Annotated in this window: 2 protein-coding genes and 1 pseudogene; all 3 read right to left on the reverse strand. The window is 44.3% G+C overall.

Going from position 1 to position 20,126, the window contains the following annotated elements:
• Positions 1-5,177 (reverse strand): annotated as a pseudogene (locus ACFTRD_RS32440) (type I polyketide synthase); the annotation flags it as partial.
• Between the two features lie 142 nt (positions 5,178-5,319).
• Entirely contained in the window at positions 5,320-19,887 is a 14,568-nt protein-coding gene (locus ACFTRD_RS32445) for an SDR family NAD(P)-dependent oxidoreductase (RefSeq protein ID WP_379387120.1), read from the reverse strand.
• Between the two features lie 11 nt (positions 19,888-19,898).
• The coding region (locus ACFTRD_RS32450; protein WP_379387122.1) for a hypothetical protein at positions 19,899-20,126 on the reverse strand (228 nt) is incomplete at its 5' end.

A 20,126-nucleotide genomic window follows, 5' to 3' on the forward strand; every position in this document is an offset into this window, starting at 1 on the left:
CTTGAGAATGTCTTGCATCGCCCGTCCTCACATAACATTCCCGCTTTGCTGAAGCTGATCTGTAGCTCTGGCGATACGATCGTATTTACGCCTCCAGCAATGGCCATCCCACAGTCACCACTCTGAATAGCTCTTACCGCACGGTGGATGGCGACTAGAGAACTGGAGCAGGCCGTTTCTATCGGTTCGCTCGGTCCGTGAACGTTCAGAAAGTAACTCATCCGGTTCGGACCAACAGAAGTTGCCAGTCCTGTTGCAGAATATCCTTCTATAGCAGCCTTCGCTTCCTTAATCAAACTGCTATAGCCGCTGTTCATCGTACCCACAAAAATACCGGTATTGCTTCCAGACAAGCTTTCCGCAGAGTAGCCAGCGTCCTCGATTGCTTTCCAGACATAGGTCATTAAAAGCCGCTGTTGTGGGTCCATAAGCTCTGCTTCTTTCGGCGAAATGCCAAAAAAGAGCGGATCGAATTCATCAATACCATTGATAAATCCGCCCCACTTTGCCTTTGTTTTGTTACCTTCCGTCATAGGATTTCCGTAGTACGCCTGCCAATCCCAGCGACTTGGTGGGATTTCTGAAATACAGTCCTTGCCTCCGACAAGATTTCTCCAAAATGCATCTACATCATCTGCCATCGGGAATATGCCGCTCAAACCTATAATGGCGATTGGCTCTTTTTCGGTTTTATCCTTCTGTTTAAGCGTACTATTAGTAAAGAAATTATCATTAGCACGTCCTCGTCGCTGGAACTTCACTGGCTGCTGCTTTATAGCAGCAGGAGCTGGGTTATGATCGACAGAAGAATTCCTTGTAATCTCCCTATTTGGAGTCTTTTCATCAATAGCATCAGCATATTCGTTGCACATATAACCAGCCAAACCACTCATGGTTGGGTACTCAAAGAAAATTGCAGGCGTCAGCTCGATCTTGTAATGTTCGTTCAGCTCATTAGTCAATCTCGTAAATGTGATAGAATCGAAACCATATTCCGTCAATTGGGCATGTTCATCAATTTCTTCACGCTTCACTTTTAAAATGCTGCAGACCGCTTTCTCAATAAACCCGGTTACATTTCGGAATTGAGCATCGTCTGTCTGGTATTCAGACAACACGCCTGGCACTTGAACTTCAGTGTGCACAGCTTGAAGCATCCGTTCCCTAATCTGGGATAAACGGCCCTCCATGACCATAACCTGCCCAAGACCCGTAGCGTACGCAATATACAAAGCCTGAATACCAGTCAAAGTCTGCATGGGGACGATACCCGCACTCCGTAGCATCATCTTCTCTGTTTCTGCATCAACTTGCATACCGCCATCCTGCCAAAGAGGCCAATTAATGGCCAGTGTATATCCGTGTCGAAGACCGGATGTAACCAACTGGTTTCGATATCCTGAAAACGCATCCATAAATCCGTTCGCCGAGGCGTAATCGCTTTGTCCCTGATTACCCAAACTCCCGGCTAGAGAAGAGAACAATATGAAAAAGTCAAGCCGCAGGTCCTTACTAGATCGATCGAGATTAGCCAACCCCGACACCTTCGGTGCAATTACATTCATAAACTCTTCGCTCGACTTATGGACAATATAGTTATCTCGCTTCATCCCTGCGCTGTGAATAATGCCATCAAGAGATCCGTAGCGCTCACAAATATAATGAATCAAATCATCGACCACGGGTGCATCCGTTACATCCAGCTGCCTGTACTCTACTTGAATATTAAACAATTCAAGCTCACGTAGCCATAGATCATCGGTATCCGTCTTGCTGGATCTACCAGTAAGAATCAATACAGCACCCTGTGCTGTACGCGCAATCTCTTTAGCAAAGATACGGCCCAATCCGCCCAATCCACCAGTAATGAGATATACCCCTTTTGCCTTCCAAGGAATACACGGCTCTAGCGAACCTTGGTCTACCTCCACCCAAGACTCAGTCATTCGTTTACCATATTGATATCGAATGTGGCGTGAATAAGGTAAAATTCTGTTTTCGAATAATTTATCTTTGATTACTGTCTCATCAATGGTATCCAGCTGAATGAGTTGCCCTCGTATCCGGCTATTTTCCATCTCTACTGATCTTAACATGCTAAGCAATCCAACTACCGGTGCCCCGTCATTCTGGGGTGGAACTACAATTTGTATGAGCACTCTACCTACAGGTTTACTAATGATGATTGTCTTAATTTCCTCGAAAGCCTGTAGAGCATACGCCGTAAACTTCTCATCAATTAAGAAGGATGCTGACTTTAATACGACATAACGGGTCCTCTCCAGTGGCATCTTCATGTTATTTTTAAAGGTTGCTTCCTCCATTCCGCATAGAAGGACAACATGCTCATCGTTGTCTGATTGTACAGAACGAAGCCCCGTCTCTTCTTGCCACACAGGTTGAAGCAAAACCAGGTCGTTTTTTATAGAGTCCGCCACTTCCACAACTCGAACCGAAAAACCTTTTATACGCACACAGATTTCACCCATGGTGTTATAAATGTGAATATCCATTGTCGTTTTAGTGCTCGTAGAATCATTGTTGTCGCTATAGGAGATCTTCGACCACATATTGGTGTCTCTACATGGACGAATAAGCTCAAGCTCCTCTAAACCGTAAGGCATAATACGAATGGCTCTATCGCTACCAATCATCTGGCCTGATGACAGAATAAAACCAATAGATGCTTGCAATGCAGAATCCACAACACTCGGATGCAAGGTGTATTCCTCTGCAGTTTCCGATATGGAATCAGGAAGTATTAACTCGGCCAACACTTCATCCTCGCATGCATGAAGTCTTTTAATTCCTTTGTGGGCCGGTCCATACTTAATGCCCATGTTCTCAAACAATTCATAGCATTGCTCCGCATCCAGTACGCTAACCCCGCAACGAATTAACGTCGCTTCAAGATCAAGAGGTGAATGTGTACGAATGGGCTCAATGGAAGCCCACGCACGGCAATACATGACAGGCATCTCATTTGGATCAACGGCTTCACTGTAAATTTCAATTGTCATTCCGTCGGCTTGACTGTCATTCACTCGAGTATGGACTTCTACAGAATGATTCTGGACGATAAACGGACGCTCCCATATAACGTTTCGTAAGCGAATCGACATCGGACCCTTTTCAGACAATCGCCCAGCGAAACCAGCTGCCTTCAGTGCCATTTCTAAGTAAGCAGCGCCTGGCAACATTCGCTCTCCCCCAATTACATGATGAGAAAGGAAGAATTCGTTACCACTGAATGTCGAACTGTAACGTTGTTCAAATAAATCGGATGTGTTTAAGTGGAGCAATGGATGAAGTAGCCCGGTAAAATTCTGTAATGATATTTCCTCTTTGGCTTCTCCAAATTCTTTCAACGATTCTAACTTTTTTAACCAATATCTATTCTTAAGAAAAGGATACGTAGGTAGACTAACTCGATAAGGTTGGTCTTCACTGTAAAGTAGATTCCAGTTTACCTTGGCTCCTTTCACCCAAATGTCGGCAACACGATCTAGTTGTTTATTGAGAAGCCACACCTCAAGTACTTTGATTGCCTGCGCATCACTATCGTAGATAACAACTTCATTCCGGTTTTGTTTTGTATTTCCACTGAAGATATTCGCAGCATCATGACCATTAACATATGCATCAAACTTTTGAAGAAGGTTGGTCATTGATTCAGCCTTCACTGCCAAACGGTAATCCATCGGCTCTCGACCGGTCTGTAAAGTAAATGCCACGTCTCGTAAACTTGTATACCTGTCATTCTTTAACCACTCCATAACGTGCTTTACGTACTGTTGAAGTTGCTTTTCGCTTTTGGCCGAAAGAACGACTAAAACCGGATCATTGTCATCAGAATTAGTACGGGTTTCAGCACCTTTACCCGTATATTGTTCAATAACAAAATGAGCATTTGTGCCACTGAATCCAAACGAGCTCACCCCCGCACGTAGCGGGGCCTCGTTTTTACTCTCCCATTCCTTCACTTCTGTATTGACATAGAACGGTGATTGCTTAAAATCAAAATGCTCATTGTGTTTCTCGAAGTTCAATGTCGGAACCAGTTTCCGGTGTTTCATACTAAGTAAAACCTTTTGGATACTAGCAATTCCGGCAGCAGCAGAAGTGTGGCCTATATTGCTTTTAACCGAACCAATTGCACAGTAGTTCCTTTTATCGGTTTTCTCTCCATATACGGTTGATAATGCCTCCAGCTCAATTGGATCCCCTAATTTCGTCCCAGTTCCATGCATTTCGACGTAACCGATAGTCTCTGGATCAATACTGTATTTTTCGTATATTTCTCGCTCCAGTTCCATTTGGCTATTCGCACTCGGAGCTGTGATACCATTTGTTTTGCCATCTTGGTTGAGCCCTGACCCAATAATAACACCATAAATATGATCCTTATCCGCCTCTGCATCTTTTAATCTCTTCAACACTAGTGCACCTGCACCTTCTCCAGGAACGAATCCGTTTGCAGTATTATCGAATGTCTTGCACTGCCCATCCGGTGACAACATTCCCGCACCACACATACTAATATAAGATTCTGGTGTCAAATATAGAGTGACGCCACCGACAAGGGCCATATCAATTTCGCCACTTTTCAATGCCTGACAAGCAATATGCGCGGCAACCAAAGAGGATGAGCAAGCGGTATCCACTGGAACCGCTGGCCCCTTCAAATTGAGATAATAAGGAAGTCTAGCAGCAGCTATCGCAAAACTATTTCCAGTTGTACTATTTGCACCGACCTGGTTCTGATACAACATAAGACCGTACTCATTACTCATTATTCCGAGGTACACTCCGCATTTAGACCCACTCAGCTGTTCACGAGAATAACCCGCGTCTTCAAATGCATGATACGCCTCTTGCAGGAACAATCGCTGTTGGGGATCCATATCTTCCGCTTCAGCAGGCGAAATATTAAAAAACAACGGGTCAAAACAATCGATATCATCAAGCATACCGATCCATTTGCAGTACACCTTTCCTCGCTGGGAAAGACGTGGATCATAGTAGTCTTCGACCTGCCAGCGAGAAGGAGGAATCACTCGGATAGAATTTTTGCCTTGAACAAGGTTGTCCCAATACTGGACCAAATCGGGAGCGTCCGGATATTTGCCTGACATTCCAATGATGGCAATTGCATCTTTACTGTCAGGTTTCTCCTCGCTGGTTTCAGGAAGTACCGGTGATTTCTCATTAGATGCCGTCAAACTAGCGAGTTTCATTTTTGCATCTTCCGGACTTATCTCTCCTGCCTCCAAAGCGCGTAGAACGTGCTGAATATTCATGGCAATCCCTCTCTTTTATTTACTTGGAAAGTAAGGAGCTCAACAATTGCTCTGCCTGGTCGATTGGAATGGCTTTTTGGCGAACTTTCTCAAGTACCATTTCCAATGTTAGCGGATTATGAGACGACTCCAAATTGTTGTTGGAACTCGACATTGTTCCAGAATGATCGTTACTTTTACTCAATTCAGTCATAAGATAGTCCGAAAACTCCGTAATAGTTGGGTAATCGTATATTTTAGTTGCAGTGACATTCGTCCCATACCGTTTATTGATGAGTTGAACCCATTCCACGCCCGTAATCGAATCCATTCCCATTTCGATAAAGCTCTTCTCTAGCTCAACGTCAGCTCGATTCATAAACAACGTCTCCGCTAGTAAGTCTTTCAACTCTTCCATTAGTGAACCGGATGTCATGAACATCGCTGTTACCGATTCCTGCTTATTAGTTGTAATATTCAGAACGTTCTCAATAACATCGCCTGGATCCTGTGCCCTATTTGGCAACTCTCCTGCTAAATATATGGAAAACTCACGCAGGGTCGGATAATCATAGACTTTTGTCGCCGAAATTGAGATTCCATATCGCTTATTAATAGCTTGAATCCATTCCACACCAATGATAGAGTCCATTCCCATTTCGATAAAGCTGCGGTCGTAATCAATCTCATGAAGTGACATGAAAAGAGCATCAGCCAGTGTTTGGGCAAGCTCGGCAATAAGCTGCTCTGCTGTTTGATGGACAGGCAGGACTTTTTTACGTTCCAAAATGGGTGTTAACAAGGGTTCAGGTTTGCTTTCTTCTTTAATTTCAATGGATATTACCTCAGACTGAGGAAGCGCAGACAACTCAATCCTTACTGGCTTCTGCGTTGGTGAAACATGTACTATATCCTGCAAACCGCTCAACTGGATGTAATTAGAATCCGTTTGGGTTGGCGTTACCTCTAGAATAGTTGTAGCTAATGGAGATACCTTTTCGACTGAATCCTTAGAGAAGCTGGTCTCCTCTGCTTCGTGTTTAGCATTTACCCAATACCTTTCGTTAGCGAACGGGTAGCTTGGCAGACTTATCCTGCTGGGTTTAGTTGTGTTATACAGCAGAGACCAATCAACTTGATATCCTTTAACCCACATGGATGCCAGCTTTTCACACTGATCATATTCGCGATTCGGCCAAGCAGATTCTGCAACATTAGGCGTAAATGCTTGATTCTTAGATTTAACTTGTCCGAAATGCATACCAGCCGATTGATTACCTTCAATGAACTCTTTTAGCCTAATCTCAAGATCACTTACGGAATCAACAACGAACGCAAGTCGCTCCTCCATGGATTCCCGTCCTATTTGCAAGGTGTATGCTGCGTCCAAAAGATTGTCATCTGTAATATTTTCCTCCTGGATTTGCGCCACCAGCTGACGAGAGCGTTCCTTTAGCCTGTCAACGTTCTTGGCTGAAAGCACAATTGTGACTGACCGCGCCTGTGACCCCACAGTGCTATTCGTCAAATTCGGTCGATATTCCTCAATAATAAGATGGGTGTTTGCACCACCCGCCCCAAACGAAGAAATGCCTGCAATCAGAGGAACTTCCTTATACGCTCCTCCTTGTTCTAAAACTGGTCGACACCATGGCGCACGCTCAGTTTGCAGCTTAAACGGACTGTTTCGGAAGTTAATATCTGGATTAGACTTTTCAGCATGAATCGAAGGAACCAATGTTTCATACTTCATTTGCATAATCACTTTTGTGAGCCCTGCAATTCCCGAAGCACTTTCGCAGTGACCGATATTGGACTTGACCGATCCAATGGCACAATATTGCTTTCTACCCGTCCCGTCTCCAAAAGCTTTCGAAAGTCCTGCAATCTCAATAGGATCACCCAAGGCAGTCCCTGTGCCATGTGCCTCCACATAGCTAACCATTTCAGGTTGAATCCCTGATCTTTTAAGGGCGTCGGTGATTGCTTGATGTTGTGCATTCGGGTTGGGTACGGTATAGCCGTTCGTTTTCCCACCAGAGTTAATCGAACCGCCTTTGATTACACCATAAATGTGGTCGCCATCTTCAACAGCCTTGTTCAACGGTTTCAAAATAACGGCACCGACACATTCTCCGTCCACAAAACCGTCGGCTTGTTCGCCAAACGCCTTACACCGATCAGTTGGAGAGAGCATTTTAGCTGCAGACAGCTTTATATAATGGACAGGATCAACAATAAGGTTTACCCCTCCACATATAACTACATCGCTCATTCCATTAAACAAACTATCCATGCCAAGGATTATAGCTGTCAAAGACGATGAACATGCTGTGTCAACCGCCATGCTTGGCCCATTAAAGTTTAAAGTGTAAGATACGCGATTTGCGATGGACCAGTAACTTGCCCCAGTCGGATAATTTCCGTTCATCACGCCGACAAATACGCCAACCTTGCCAGTTTCACTAAGTTTATCTGGCCTGTAACCTGCATCCTCAATACTTGCGTAAGCATTTTGGAGGAACAAACGCTCCTGGGGATCCATCTGCATCGCTTCTCTCGGAGATATATGGAAAAATTTAGGATCAAAACAATCAATATCTCGAATAAATCCGCCCCATTTTGTATACATGGATCCGCTTGTTTCCTTCTCGTCACTGAAGTAACGTTTCCAATCCCAGCGTTCTGGTGGAATCTCTGAAATACAGTTTTTACCTTCCAACAGATTTGTCCAGAACTGATGAGCGTTCCCTGCCATCGGATATTGGCCAGAAAGACCGATAATAGCAACATCACGATTAGTCGATTGTGTCCTTATCGCATCCTGTTGCTCAGTAGAAGTCTTTCTCTTAAATCTACTGGTGGGTTGATCAACATGTTTACCTGGCCCATTCATAACTGAAAGGTTTTTGTTGTTATTTCTTTCAACAGTTCTTTCTACTTTCACATTAGGCTCAGCTCCGACTAGTACTGCCATTTCTTGAGGACGATCATGAATCAAATGCTCGGCCAATGAATCAATTGTTTGATATTCGAAAAACAGTGTACTGCTCACATCGGACATTACAGTACGAAGCTTGTCAGTTAGTCGTACAATCAATATAGAATCAATCCCGTACTTCTCCATCCTCTCGGATGTATCGATACGTTCTGTTGAAAGTTTCAATGTCTCGCCCACTAGCTGCTTCAGGTAGGCTCGTGTCTTCTCGCGAAGCATCTCTTGCCCCCCTTCCCCGCTGATAGGTTCTACAGAATTCTTTGCAACCACCACACGCTTATTCAATGGAGTCTCTATAACTGAAGGAATAGAATCGTTTAGCCGTACGACACCGTCGCTCTTAGCAACAACGATCTGTTGCCCCATTTCTTCGTATTCAACCGCTGGAAAACGAATGCTGTGATAATTTTCTCCTTCCAAAGCCACCTTCCAGGACTTGGATGAAAGAGCAGGACTTCCATCGATACGTAGCCCAGGATCCTCATATAACCACCATCCCTCCAACAATCCAAAAGTAAGGTGCGTAAATAATCGGTTTCCGGCAATCTCATTGAGAAGAAGCAAACCATTTGGACGTAAGGCAGCCTTGACATTGCGTAGAGCAGAACGAATATGTCTAGTGGCATGCAACACATTTGTGGCAATAACCATGTCGTATGATCCTACATCTACCCCTTGCCCACCAATAGATAATTCCACATCCAAAATCCTACAGTTTACATAAGGCAATCGACTAGCATACTCGCGCTCCCCATGCATGAGAAAAGCCTGTGAAATATCCGTATAACAATACTCTTGTACGGAGCTCTGGTAAGGTTTTAGCATTTCAAACATTGTTGCGCTTGTTCCACCCGTCCCAGCGCCAACTTCCAAAATACGGATTCTCGCATTTGGATCATTTTGGATCCGCTTCTGAATATAGTCGACAGCAGTACGGGCAAGGAAATCGTTGAAATAATCCGCCACAGGATTATTTTTATAAATTCCTTCAATTAGCTTCATAGATGAGTTAGGAAACATCAGATCTGTAGCTTTACGGCTTCCGATTAAAATTTCAGGCAGCGCTCGCAGCATAGTTTCGGCTAATTCGACCTGTGCTCGAATCGTTGGATCATTCATCCAGATCGATTTTTGTGAATCCCACTTTTCCCAGACAGCGGCTGCGTTTGACGGTGCCTTTCCCGTGACAAGCCACTGGTTATCCATCTCGTCTGAACGACGTAAAAATCCAAGTCTCTCCAGCACATGAAGGCTCTCTTTGATCCATCGGTTATACTGCTGTTGTGTGCCAGCTCGTAATTCCATTGAATCTATTTGCACTAAAGATTTCTCGAAAATAATCATTGATTGCATTTGACACCAAAGCAATTGGCCCATAAGCTCATTCATCTGAACGACATGATTATGATTAACGGCAATCATTGCCTCACGTCTCATTATCGAATTGTCAATTACTCTTTCCTCTTCATGAGAATTGAAGAGAGCTTCTGTATGAGGATAGATGACAATACGCTCATTGGGTTTTATACCTAAAGGTGAGTAATCAGACGTTACTTTCATGTATGCGATCTGATCAATGGGAGCTTCAAGTACCTTCTCTAGTAAGTCCATTGCCTCCACTGACTCAATCGAACCAATACCCATCCGGCTCATTCGCTCCCTATACAATTCATCAGCAACAGCGCCGTGGTGTCCCCAATAACCCCAATTGATGACTTTAACCGGACATAACCAACGACTAGATAATCCTCGAGCAAAAGCATCCTTGAACGCACAACCAGCCACATAATTACTTTGGCCCGGTGTTCCCGCAAAAGCATTAATGGAAGAGAAGAATAAAACAAAATCCAACATTTCATTTTGAAATGTCTGTTCAATCTGCAGACTCACCTTGGCCTTGGCATTAAACACCGAGATGAAGTTCGACTCATCCATATTCGCAATCATTTGATCTGCCAACACGATAGCAGCATGAATAACGCCATGAATTTGCTCATGACGCTGTTTGATCCAATTATATGCTTGATGCATCTCAATGCGGTTGGCAGCATTAGCCTGAATGTAAGTTGGAGCTTGACCTAAAGTTGATAAGCGATCAATTTTTGCTTGAATAATAGCATCCTTTTCTCTACGGCCGATCCAGATGATTACAGCTTGATAGCGGTGTATCATGTATTCGCTCCACACTTCGCCGATACCGCCGGCACCGCCAATGACTACGTATACCCCACCTGATCGATACGTAGATTTAGTTGGTATGGGTAACTCAACTGGGACAAGTGCTCGACGGTACCATTCTGAATGGCGATAGCACCAAGGTAGGCCATCTTTATCTGGAGGAAGAGCTAATACCTCGCTTAATGGTGGAAATTCTTCCTGATCGGTATCGACTAAACGAATATTCCAATTCGGATATTCTTTAGCGAGAGATCCAATAAACCCATGAAGACTGGCCTGATTAGGATCTATAAGTTCACTTTCAAATATCATTTGTGCTTGAGAGGTTATAATAGTAAGTTCTATCTCCTGGCTACCATAGCCCGAACGAAGCAACGCCTGAATAAATCGGAACGCTAGAATTACCACTTCTGGGCCTTGCATATCCTCACGGAATGGAAGCTCAACTGACTCGTCGCCACTATAAGCAACCCACACGAAATGTTTAATCTCTTCGATCTTCGACAATCTGTGACTTATGATATCCAAACTCTCAGAAGGTTTTATTTCAAATGGGACAATTCCTTGAATTTGCCGGTGCCAGAGCTCCCACTTATACGCTGGTCCTACAACTAACATTGTCCGTTCAGGTTCAAATGGCAGTGTTTCTTCTGTTTCCGGTGTTACTGCTCCCCAGATTGGTCTTAATATTAACGAAGTATCCGTATCTGTCTCTTTTAAAGTTTCATTGGGGCTAACCGAAACTGATTCCTCCAGTATCCTACATGTAAGACCCTTCATTTGGATGCAGACGGTGCCATCCGCTCCACACAAGTCAATGTCAAACTTTGCGACTGAAGAAGTCGCCCCACTTCTCGGGCTGTGCTGGACAATCGCCAACATGTGCTCAGAGCAGTCTTCCCATATCACAAGCTCATCCAACGCAAACGGCATTGCTAGCGCCTTATTATTGTAAGTTACTCCCCCGGCTGCGAGGTTAAATCCGATTGTTGCTTGCCATGCCGCATCAATCAGAGCTGGGTGCATAATGAATGATCTCAACTCTTCTGCTGAAGATGGCAAAGCAAGTTCTGCCAGAACCGTCGTTTCACTGACGTTTAGATAATTAATCGCTTGATGACTTGGACCGTATTGAAGGCCAGTTTCCGTAAAAATCTGATAACACGTTTTTGCATCAAAACGTTGATTGTTTTCTAAACGGATAAGGTCGATGTCTCGCTTCGGCGCCTCGATAAGATAATTATCGCCATTGTCCACCACAAATTTCCCCTGACTATGAATTACAGGATCATCAGAGGTTTCTTCAGGACTACTATATACCACAAAGCCAATATCTCCATTATCATGTGGAGTTACACTAATGTGTAGCTCTTCTTCACTTTGATCAATTACGAACGGTCTGGTCCACGTTACATCAGCTATTTTCCAGTGGAGTAGATCATCCTCCCTCGTACCTTGGGCTAAATGCACCGCTGCTCTCGCCAGTTCCAAATAGGCGGCACCAGGCAATACAGCTCTCCCTTTTATACGATGATCCTGGAGAAAGAACTCCTGCCCAGTAAAAGTCGAACTATACCGCTGCTCCATCAAATCAGATGTATTACGATGCACCAAAGGATGTAACACATGCTTGGGAGCTTCAGGTACCGAGGAGACTCCTGTAGTTATCTGAACCCAATGACGCTCTTTTGCAAACGGATAGGTCGAGAGACTAATCCGGCGAGGCTGCCAGTCTCCATATAGTATGGTCCAGTCAATGACGAGTCCCTTCACCCAAAGCTGAAGCAGGTTGGTATACTTTCCTTTGTGCAACCAAGCTTGTACAGTATGAACCATATCCTCATCAGTCAAGACTGATAACGCATCGAAATTTGGTCTAATTTTGTTTGTGTAAAGCTCAGTAATATCAGGCTCTCCTTTTAGATAGTCGGTCAGCTTTCTCTTCAACTCGTCCACCGAGGAAGCAGTTAACGCTAAGCGTTGTTCCATGGCTTCGCGTCCAATTTGTAGCGTGTATGCCATATCCAAGAGTTGCAAATCCGTGATAGGTCGGTGTTCAATATCGCTAATAAGTCTTTGCACCATCTCATGTAGCCTGTCTTCATCTTTAGCTGATAGGACAATCAAGGCCGGGCGTCGGGAATCTGGAAGGCGGTTTTCGCGTTCGTCAGACGTAGGCATGTACTCCTGTAATATGATGTGTGCATTCGCACCGCCTGCCCCAAACGAGGAAACTCCAGCTGTTCTCGGAAGCTCGTTTCCTGCCCCTTTCCCTACCGTAGGCCGTTTCCAATCACTACTTTCCTGTTGTACGATAAACGGCGTTTCGGAAAAATCAATATTCGGATTAAGCGCCGTGGAATGTAAGGAAGGAACCAACTTTCCATGCTTGAACTGTAACAGTATTTTCGTTATTCCTGCTATACCAGCAGCACTTTCACAATGCCCGATATTCGATTTTACCGAGCCGATTGCACAGAACTGTTTATCTTGTGTACTGGAACGGAAACAGTTCGTCAGTCCCGCAATCTCGATAGGATCACCAAGTGAAGTACCTGTTCCATGTGCCTCGATATACCCTATCATCCGAGGGTCGATTCCGCCTTCTTTTAGCGCCTTTTCAATTACAGCTGATTGTGCATTCGGATTTGGAACGGTATATCCCGCTACTTTTCCTCCGTGATTAATTGCTGTTGCTTTGATTACCCCATAAATATGATCCCCATCTGCAACTGCTTTGCCTAACGGCTTTAAAAATACGGTTCCGACTCCCTCACCTGGTACATAGCCGTCACCACCCCTACCGAAGCTTTCACAGCGCCCTTTGCTAGAGATAAATTGCCCTTGCCCCAACATGATATATTTGTTGGGATGGATGGAAACATTAACACCGCCAGCAACGGCATACTCGCATTCCCCGTTTCTTAGACTTTGGACCGCAAGGTGAATTGCTGTGAGTGATGATGAGCACATTGTCCCTAACGTCATACTTGGTCCATGAAAATTGCAAAAATAGGATACCCGGTTGGCAATAGTTGCCGGATTTCCAGACAACGTTAGAGCGTTACCTCTAGCTTGTTCCTGCGCCCCGTACAATTGATACTCATCATACATAACACCGACATAAACACCGACGTTTCCGCCAAGTCCCTTTGTATGATCACCAATAGACTCCCTCGTATAACCCGCATCTTCCATGGCCGAATATACGCTTTGGAGAAATAATCTCTCTTGCGGGTCCATCATCTCCGCTTCTCGGGGTGAGATATGAAAAAACTGTGAGTCAAACTCACTAATACCTTCGATAAAGCCTCCCCACTTGCCATAAGTTTTTCCGGGCGTTGTTCTGTTTTCATCAAAAATCAGACGATGATCCCATCGATCTTGAGGAATTTCTGTAATGCAGTCGTCTCCGTTAGACAAGCGTGTCCAAAATTCGTCCAACGTTCTCGCACCCGGATAGCGGCCATCCAGTCCAATTATTGCTATATCCATATTATTGTTTGTAGACGAGGGCTGATCTGTATGCAAAGTAGACTTCACATGATCATCAACAGAGGACTCAGAGTCAGAACCCACAGTCTTTTTGCTCTCTACACTTCTTCCACCTGATTCGCCCTGCATGCTACCTGTGTGCCATCCGTTAAGCCCAAGCATCCTAAGCAGCTCATTGCGATATGATTTGACGAAATAACCTGTTATCGCTCGAAGACTTGGGTATTCGAAGAACAGCGTTTTGGGAAGTGTCCCAAAACGCTGTTCCAACTCCCCAGTAATTTGCATATACGCAATCGAATCCAATCCATATTTCTCAAAGGTGATATCCGGTTCAATTCGGTTTGCAGGCAGTTTCACGACGGAAGCGATCAACTTCCTAAATTCATGGATTGCTTTGTTTTCAAGTAATTCTCTCTCGTCTACCTGCAATACACGCTCTTCAGGACCAGATCGTGCTGATTCGTTTTTCATCATGCCCTCCTGTGCTTGTAAGCTATTGCGTATCTGCTCCGTATAACCAGATAGAACCACAACTCGACTGTTTTTTAGGCTATATGCTTGATAGAGGGCCTGTACCCCAGCTTCCGTATCAAGCGGAACCATGCCTGTTTTCCGGCTTATCTCTTTCTCCGTAGTCGCATCAATGTGCATTCCTCCTTCTTTCCAGAGCGGCCAACCGATCGACAATGTCCTACCTGCTCTTTGTCCTATCGCTACCAAACTATTCCGGTACTCAGCGTAAATATCCATAAATGCATTTGCAGCAGCATAGTCTGCCTGACCAGGATTTCCAAAAGCGCCAGCGCCAGATGAAAATAAGATAAAAAAGTCCAATTGGAATTGTTTACTTGCCTCATCCAAGTGAATCAAGCCGGATACCTTTGGAGCCATCACGGTGTGCAGCTCGTCCACACTCTTATTTATCAAATAATTGTCTTTGATTAATCCGGCGGAATGAATAATGCCGTCGAGTCTTCCAAACTCTAATTCAATGGCGTGCATTATCTCTTCTACTACTAATTTATCCGTTACATCAGCTTGTCTATATTCGCTGTGCACACCCATAATTTCCAATTCCATAAGTTGGGCTTGCTTATCAAGATCAAGTAGGGATCGTCCAACAATAATCAAAGTGGCATTCTTAACAGTTCGGGCTATCTCAGCAGCGAAAATCTTTCCCAAACCACCGGCTCCGCCAGTCAACAGATAGACCCCATCATCTTTCCATGGAAGCATACCAACGACTGATTGCTCACAGTGAATCTCTTTTAATTTGGTAATGAAACGATTACCCTCTTTGTAGCGAATATGAGCATCTCTATAAAAACGATCTGCAGCCAATCTTTCTATGATACTAGATACAGATTCACCTTTCTCCATTTCGATAATCTGACCATTAAACCGTGGATTTTCCAACTTTGCTGTCTTTAGTATGCCGTATAGTCCAGCCATCACAGTATTCTCGGCATCAATCCCTATTACCACTTGTATCATTAACTGTCGATCGGTTCGATCCGATAACATTTCTTGAATATTAGTAATCAGATGCTTCGAATAGAACAGAAAGCGTTCATCCAAACGATACCCTGGAGGATTAACCTGCAAACATTGTGCACCTCTTAGTCGAGTAGACAAGATCTCGGTAGACAACTCATCCATTTCATATAGCAGTACAAGATGAATTGTCTCTTCAGGTAACCTAGATTCTTCTTTCTTCAACTCTTGTACTTGCTGTTCTTTCCAATCAGAAACTAGCATAAGCAGTCCTGTTTGATCCATTGGTATTGAAGTGAGGCTGCTCATAGTACGTACTTGACTGATTTCGGAATGGTCAACCTGCTCTATAGCTCTCGTAGTCAGTCCCCGGAGGCTGACGCACACAGAACCGTCATTCCCTATCAAATCAATATCGAGCTTTCGCAAGGTTTCTACCACTTGACCTTCGCTCCATCGGATCCATGCTTTATTAACTTGTCGACAAGAGCTATATATCTCGAGGGATTCAAAAGCAAAAGGCACCTCTGTTGCTAGGAACTGTCCATCACCAACAGATAAACCGATTGATGCCTGAAGAGCAGCATCAAGCAAAGTAGGATGGAGGAAGAAGTCTTCGTTTTCCTGTATACCTCCAACTAGAGAAAGTGTAGCTAACGCTTGACGATTTCCAATTTGTACTGATTCAATTCCCCTGTAACCTGTTCCAATGACTATGCCAACCCCCTGATAAAGGTTGTAAATATACTGAGCCTCTAAAGATGAATGACTGCATACATTATGAAGAGATTGAATATCAACGAGAGGCGAAGGTTTAGCGGAAATCACCATAACACTTCCACTACAATAAACCATACGTTCCCCTTCAAGTGCAGGAGTTCCTTGGTATACTTCAAACGTAATATCGTCATCGTTCAGCAATAGACCGACATGCAGTTCAAGTTCATTACCCTCTTCAGCAACAGCTTTATTTGCCCAATGCACATGTTTGAATTGAATAATATGATTATCAGGAACAGCGGTCTCCTGCTTGACTGCAACCCTAACCATTTCAAGATAGACTACACCTGGAAGTACACGCTGCCCGTGTATCAAATGATTCGCAAGGAAAAACTCCTCACCCGTAAAAACCGACGTATAGCGAATCTCACCAAATTGGGAAGTGTTATGTTGCAGCAATGGGTGAATATAAGCATTGGTAAGATAATTCGGAATCTCAATCCCACTTTCCGATTCAACGGAAACTCCATCGGGAACCCAGTAGCGCTCCTTAGCGAATGGATATGTCGGCAAGCTTGTTCGCACAGGATGATTGCCATGATAGAAGGATAACCAATCCAACTCTGCTCCTTGGGCCCATAAGCGTGCAATTCTTGCTAATTCTTCGCCAGTCATTTCTCGAATATGCTGAGAAGTTGAACCCGATGAGATCAATTCGCCATTCTCATAGACCCTGCCGTGCCAAATACCATCCTGGCCATAATTTACTTCCCCGCTAGCAATCCAAGTTAGCTTATTCATAAGCTCACTATGGTTCCTAACGATGAACGCTACGCGTTCCTCCATCGCTACACGTCCAACTTGTAGGGTAAAGGCCAGCTCTTCCAGTGAAGGTTTAATTGAGTGAGCTTCCATTTCGCTCACTAGACCATTTCGCTTCCCACCGCGTAGATAATCTAGTAATTTGGCGGCATAGACACCCAGTCTTTCTTTATTCTTAGCTGAGAGTGGAATGAGAATGGGCTGCTCTCCCTCACTTCCAATATTCCGCTCATCTTTTCCTTGTTTCGCCGGTATGTATTCCTCCAGAATCAAATGAGCATTTGCACCGGTTGCACCAAATGAACTGATTCCTGCTCTGCGTGGATATTCTTTTTCCTCTCCCTGCTCCTTTAGGATCGGCCGTCTCCATGCTTCGGTCTTCTGCTGTACATAGAACGGAGAACGAGCGAAATCAATATGCGGATTGGGATCAGAAGAGTGCAGTGATGGAACCAGCGTTCGATGATGAAGCTGTAAAATAACCTTATGCAGCCCTCCAATCCCTGCTGCAGACTCCGCATGTCCAATGTTTGACTTCACCGAACCAATGGAACAATATTGAATATCCTCTGTGTAACGACGGAATGCCTTTTCCAGTCCTTGTATTTCGATGGGGTCCCCCAGCGAGGTACCTGTTCCATGTGCTTCGATATAGCTGATGGTCCGAGGATCGATGCCTGTTTTTTCTAAACAGGTCTCAATCATTTCTCCTTGTGCGACTGGACTTGGCACTGTTATTCCACTTACTGCTCCTACATGATTAATAACACTGCCTTTAATCACTGCGTATATATGGTCGCCGTCCTCCTCCGCCTTTTGCAACGACTTAAGTACGACCACCCCTACGCCTTCTCCAGACACATAGCCATCGCCGCCCTTCCCGAAGGTCCGGCAACGACCATCACTGGCATGCATATCTGCTAAACCATAAGATAAATATTTTCCCGGATGCAGCGACAGATTAACCCCACCTGCTAAGGCAACCTCGCATTCGCCAAGCGCTAAACTATTTAAAGCCAAATGCACGGCCGTTAGCGACGAGGAGCATACCGTATCAATGGTCATACTCGGTCCATGAAAATTGCAGAAATACGAGACGCGGTTTGCGATTGGCGCGTTATTTAAAGCAATAGGAAACTGTTTTCCCGCAGATGCTCCAACAAGTGTATAATCTTTATTCATAACACCGGCAAATACACCGACAGACCGTCGTTTAGTTTTGCCCACTGGATTGACCAGTGTATCGGGAGTATATCCTGCATCTTCCACTGCCTCCCAGCAGGTTTCTAAAAATAGACGTTCCTGCGGATCAAGAGTCTCTGCATCTCGCGGAGTAACTCGAAAGAACGAGGCATCAAAACAATCAGGATCATCAATGAACCCTCCCCATTTTGATAAAGCTTTACCGGATGGTGAACGGAATGACTCAAAATCCTCCCATTTCCACCGGTTCTTTGGAATTTCTCGGATTAAATCCTTACCTTCGGTTAAGTTGGACCAAAACTCCTCTAAGGTAGTAGATCCTGGATACCTCCCAGCCATACCGATCACTGCAATATCTTCATGAATTGATGCACGATGGTCATTCAAATCCAGGAGGTTTTTAGACCAAGCTCCTAGTCCACTTCCACTTGATAATGTTTCATCTTCAGTTTTAGATATGTTCTTCCCAAGCCCTATACCTCTTTCGAAAGCTTGAGGATACATGTCACTCAAATGATCTGCTAATTGCTTAATCGTGGTGTATTCAAACAGGAGCGTTGGAGACAGCGCAGTTCCTATACGCTCGCTGATGAGTCTAACGGCCTCCAATAAATTCTTTGAATCAAGCCCCATCTCATAGTAACCCGTATTTATGCGTATATGCTCTTCTGTTCGATGGAGTAACCCTGCCAGTAACTTCCTTAAAAATGTGATAATGTTTTTATGAATAAGAGTGTATTGGGATTCTAAGTTATCGTTGTATCCCATTTGGGGAGCATCTGTTACATCCATTTCTGACATCCTAAACTCAGATTCTTGTCCAGAAATGAAATGTTCACCCCACTTGCCCGAACTAGTATCCTCTGCTTGTCTTAGACGTTTGTTTGTGAATTTGATTAATTCACCGATTTTCTCCCCTGCCTCGTTAAAAAATTCAAGGTCCATGGATAACAGTTCTTCCTTGCGATCAACAGTATCCGCTTTAACTCTTGTTAAACAATTGCTACGTAATGGTTGAACCGCTCTGAACGATTCAAAATAAAGAGGCAGATACAAATGGTCCGCGTCCGAATTCCCTCCTGCGATTCTATGAAACCAAGCACCGGAGCCTACCGCACTAGAATCGATAAGTGCGGGGTGAAACAAGAACTGATCTGCATCTTTTCGCGCTTCCCTATCTATGGATATTTCCATCACGATTGCATTGCTTATATCAAAAATCCGTCCATTTGTCTTCATATAGCCCGTATGAACAAGTTGATGAGTACGGCATGTTTGATAGACTTGCTCCAAGTCAAGAACAGACTGGGCTGAACGAATAATATCGTCCTTATTTAGATTTGTCTCATACGTAATTACATTACTTCGATGTATTTCCGCTGTCATCAACAGTTGCTTGTTATCGCTCCATTCATCGTCGTGCTGTTGCAAGCCTTCAACTCTAATTATCCAAACGCCTTCATCAGTATCCTTGGATGTGAATTTAAGCAATATCTTTCCAGGATCGTGTTGGAATGTCATGGGCTCATATATGACTAAATGCCGCAGTTCAAGTTCTTCATATGAGAAACCTTTTTCCGCAAAACATTGATATACTATATCGATATAAGCCACTCCAGGAAATGTTTTCTTACCTAGCACTAAGTGATTGCTGATTATTGGGTTATCAGTTCGGATTATAAATTCGCTTCGCATATGAGTCACCCTCATCTTCCCGTCGTATTAGCATTGCCATCGCCCGCAGGTACAGCATCTCTTTCTTGCACCCACCAATTTCGTCGCGAATGAATCCCTTTTTTATTGGTTTCGGAATCCATCCAATGAGTACCTTCCTGCTTTTCCTGTTCAATAGGTCCGCGGGTCACATACCCAGCCACACCCGGCTCCCATGCCCCTACGATGACATGAGCGTTAGTCCCACCGTCTGCAAAACA

The organism is Paenibacillus sp. NPDC056933 (genome assembly GCF_042674385.1).
Taxonomy (GTDB): Bacteria; Bacillota; Bacilli; order Paenibacillales; family Paenibacillaceae; genus Paenibacillus.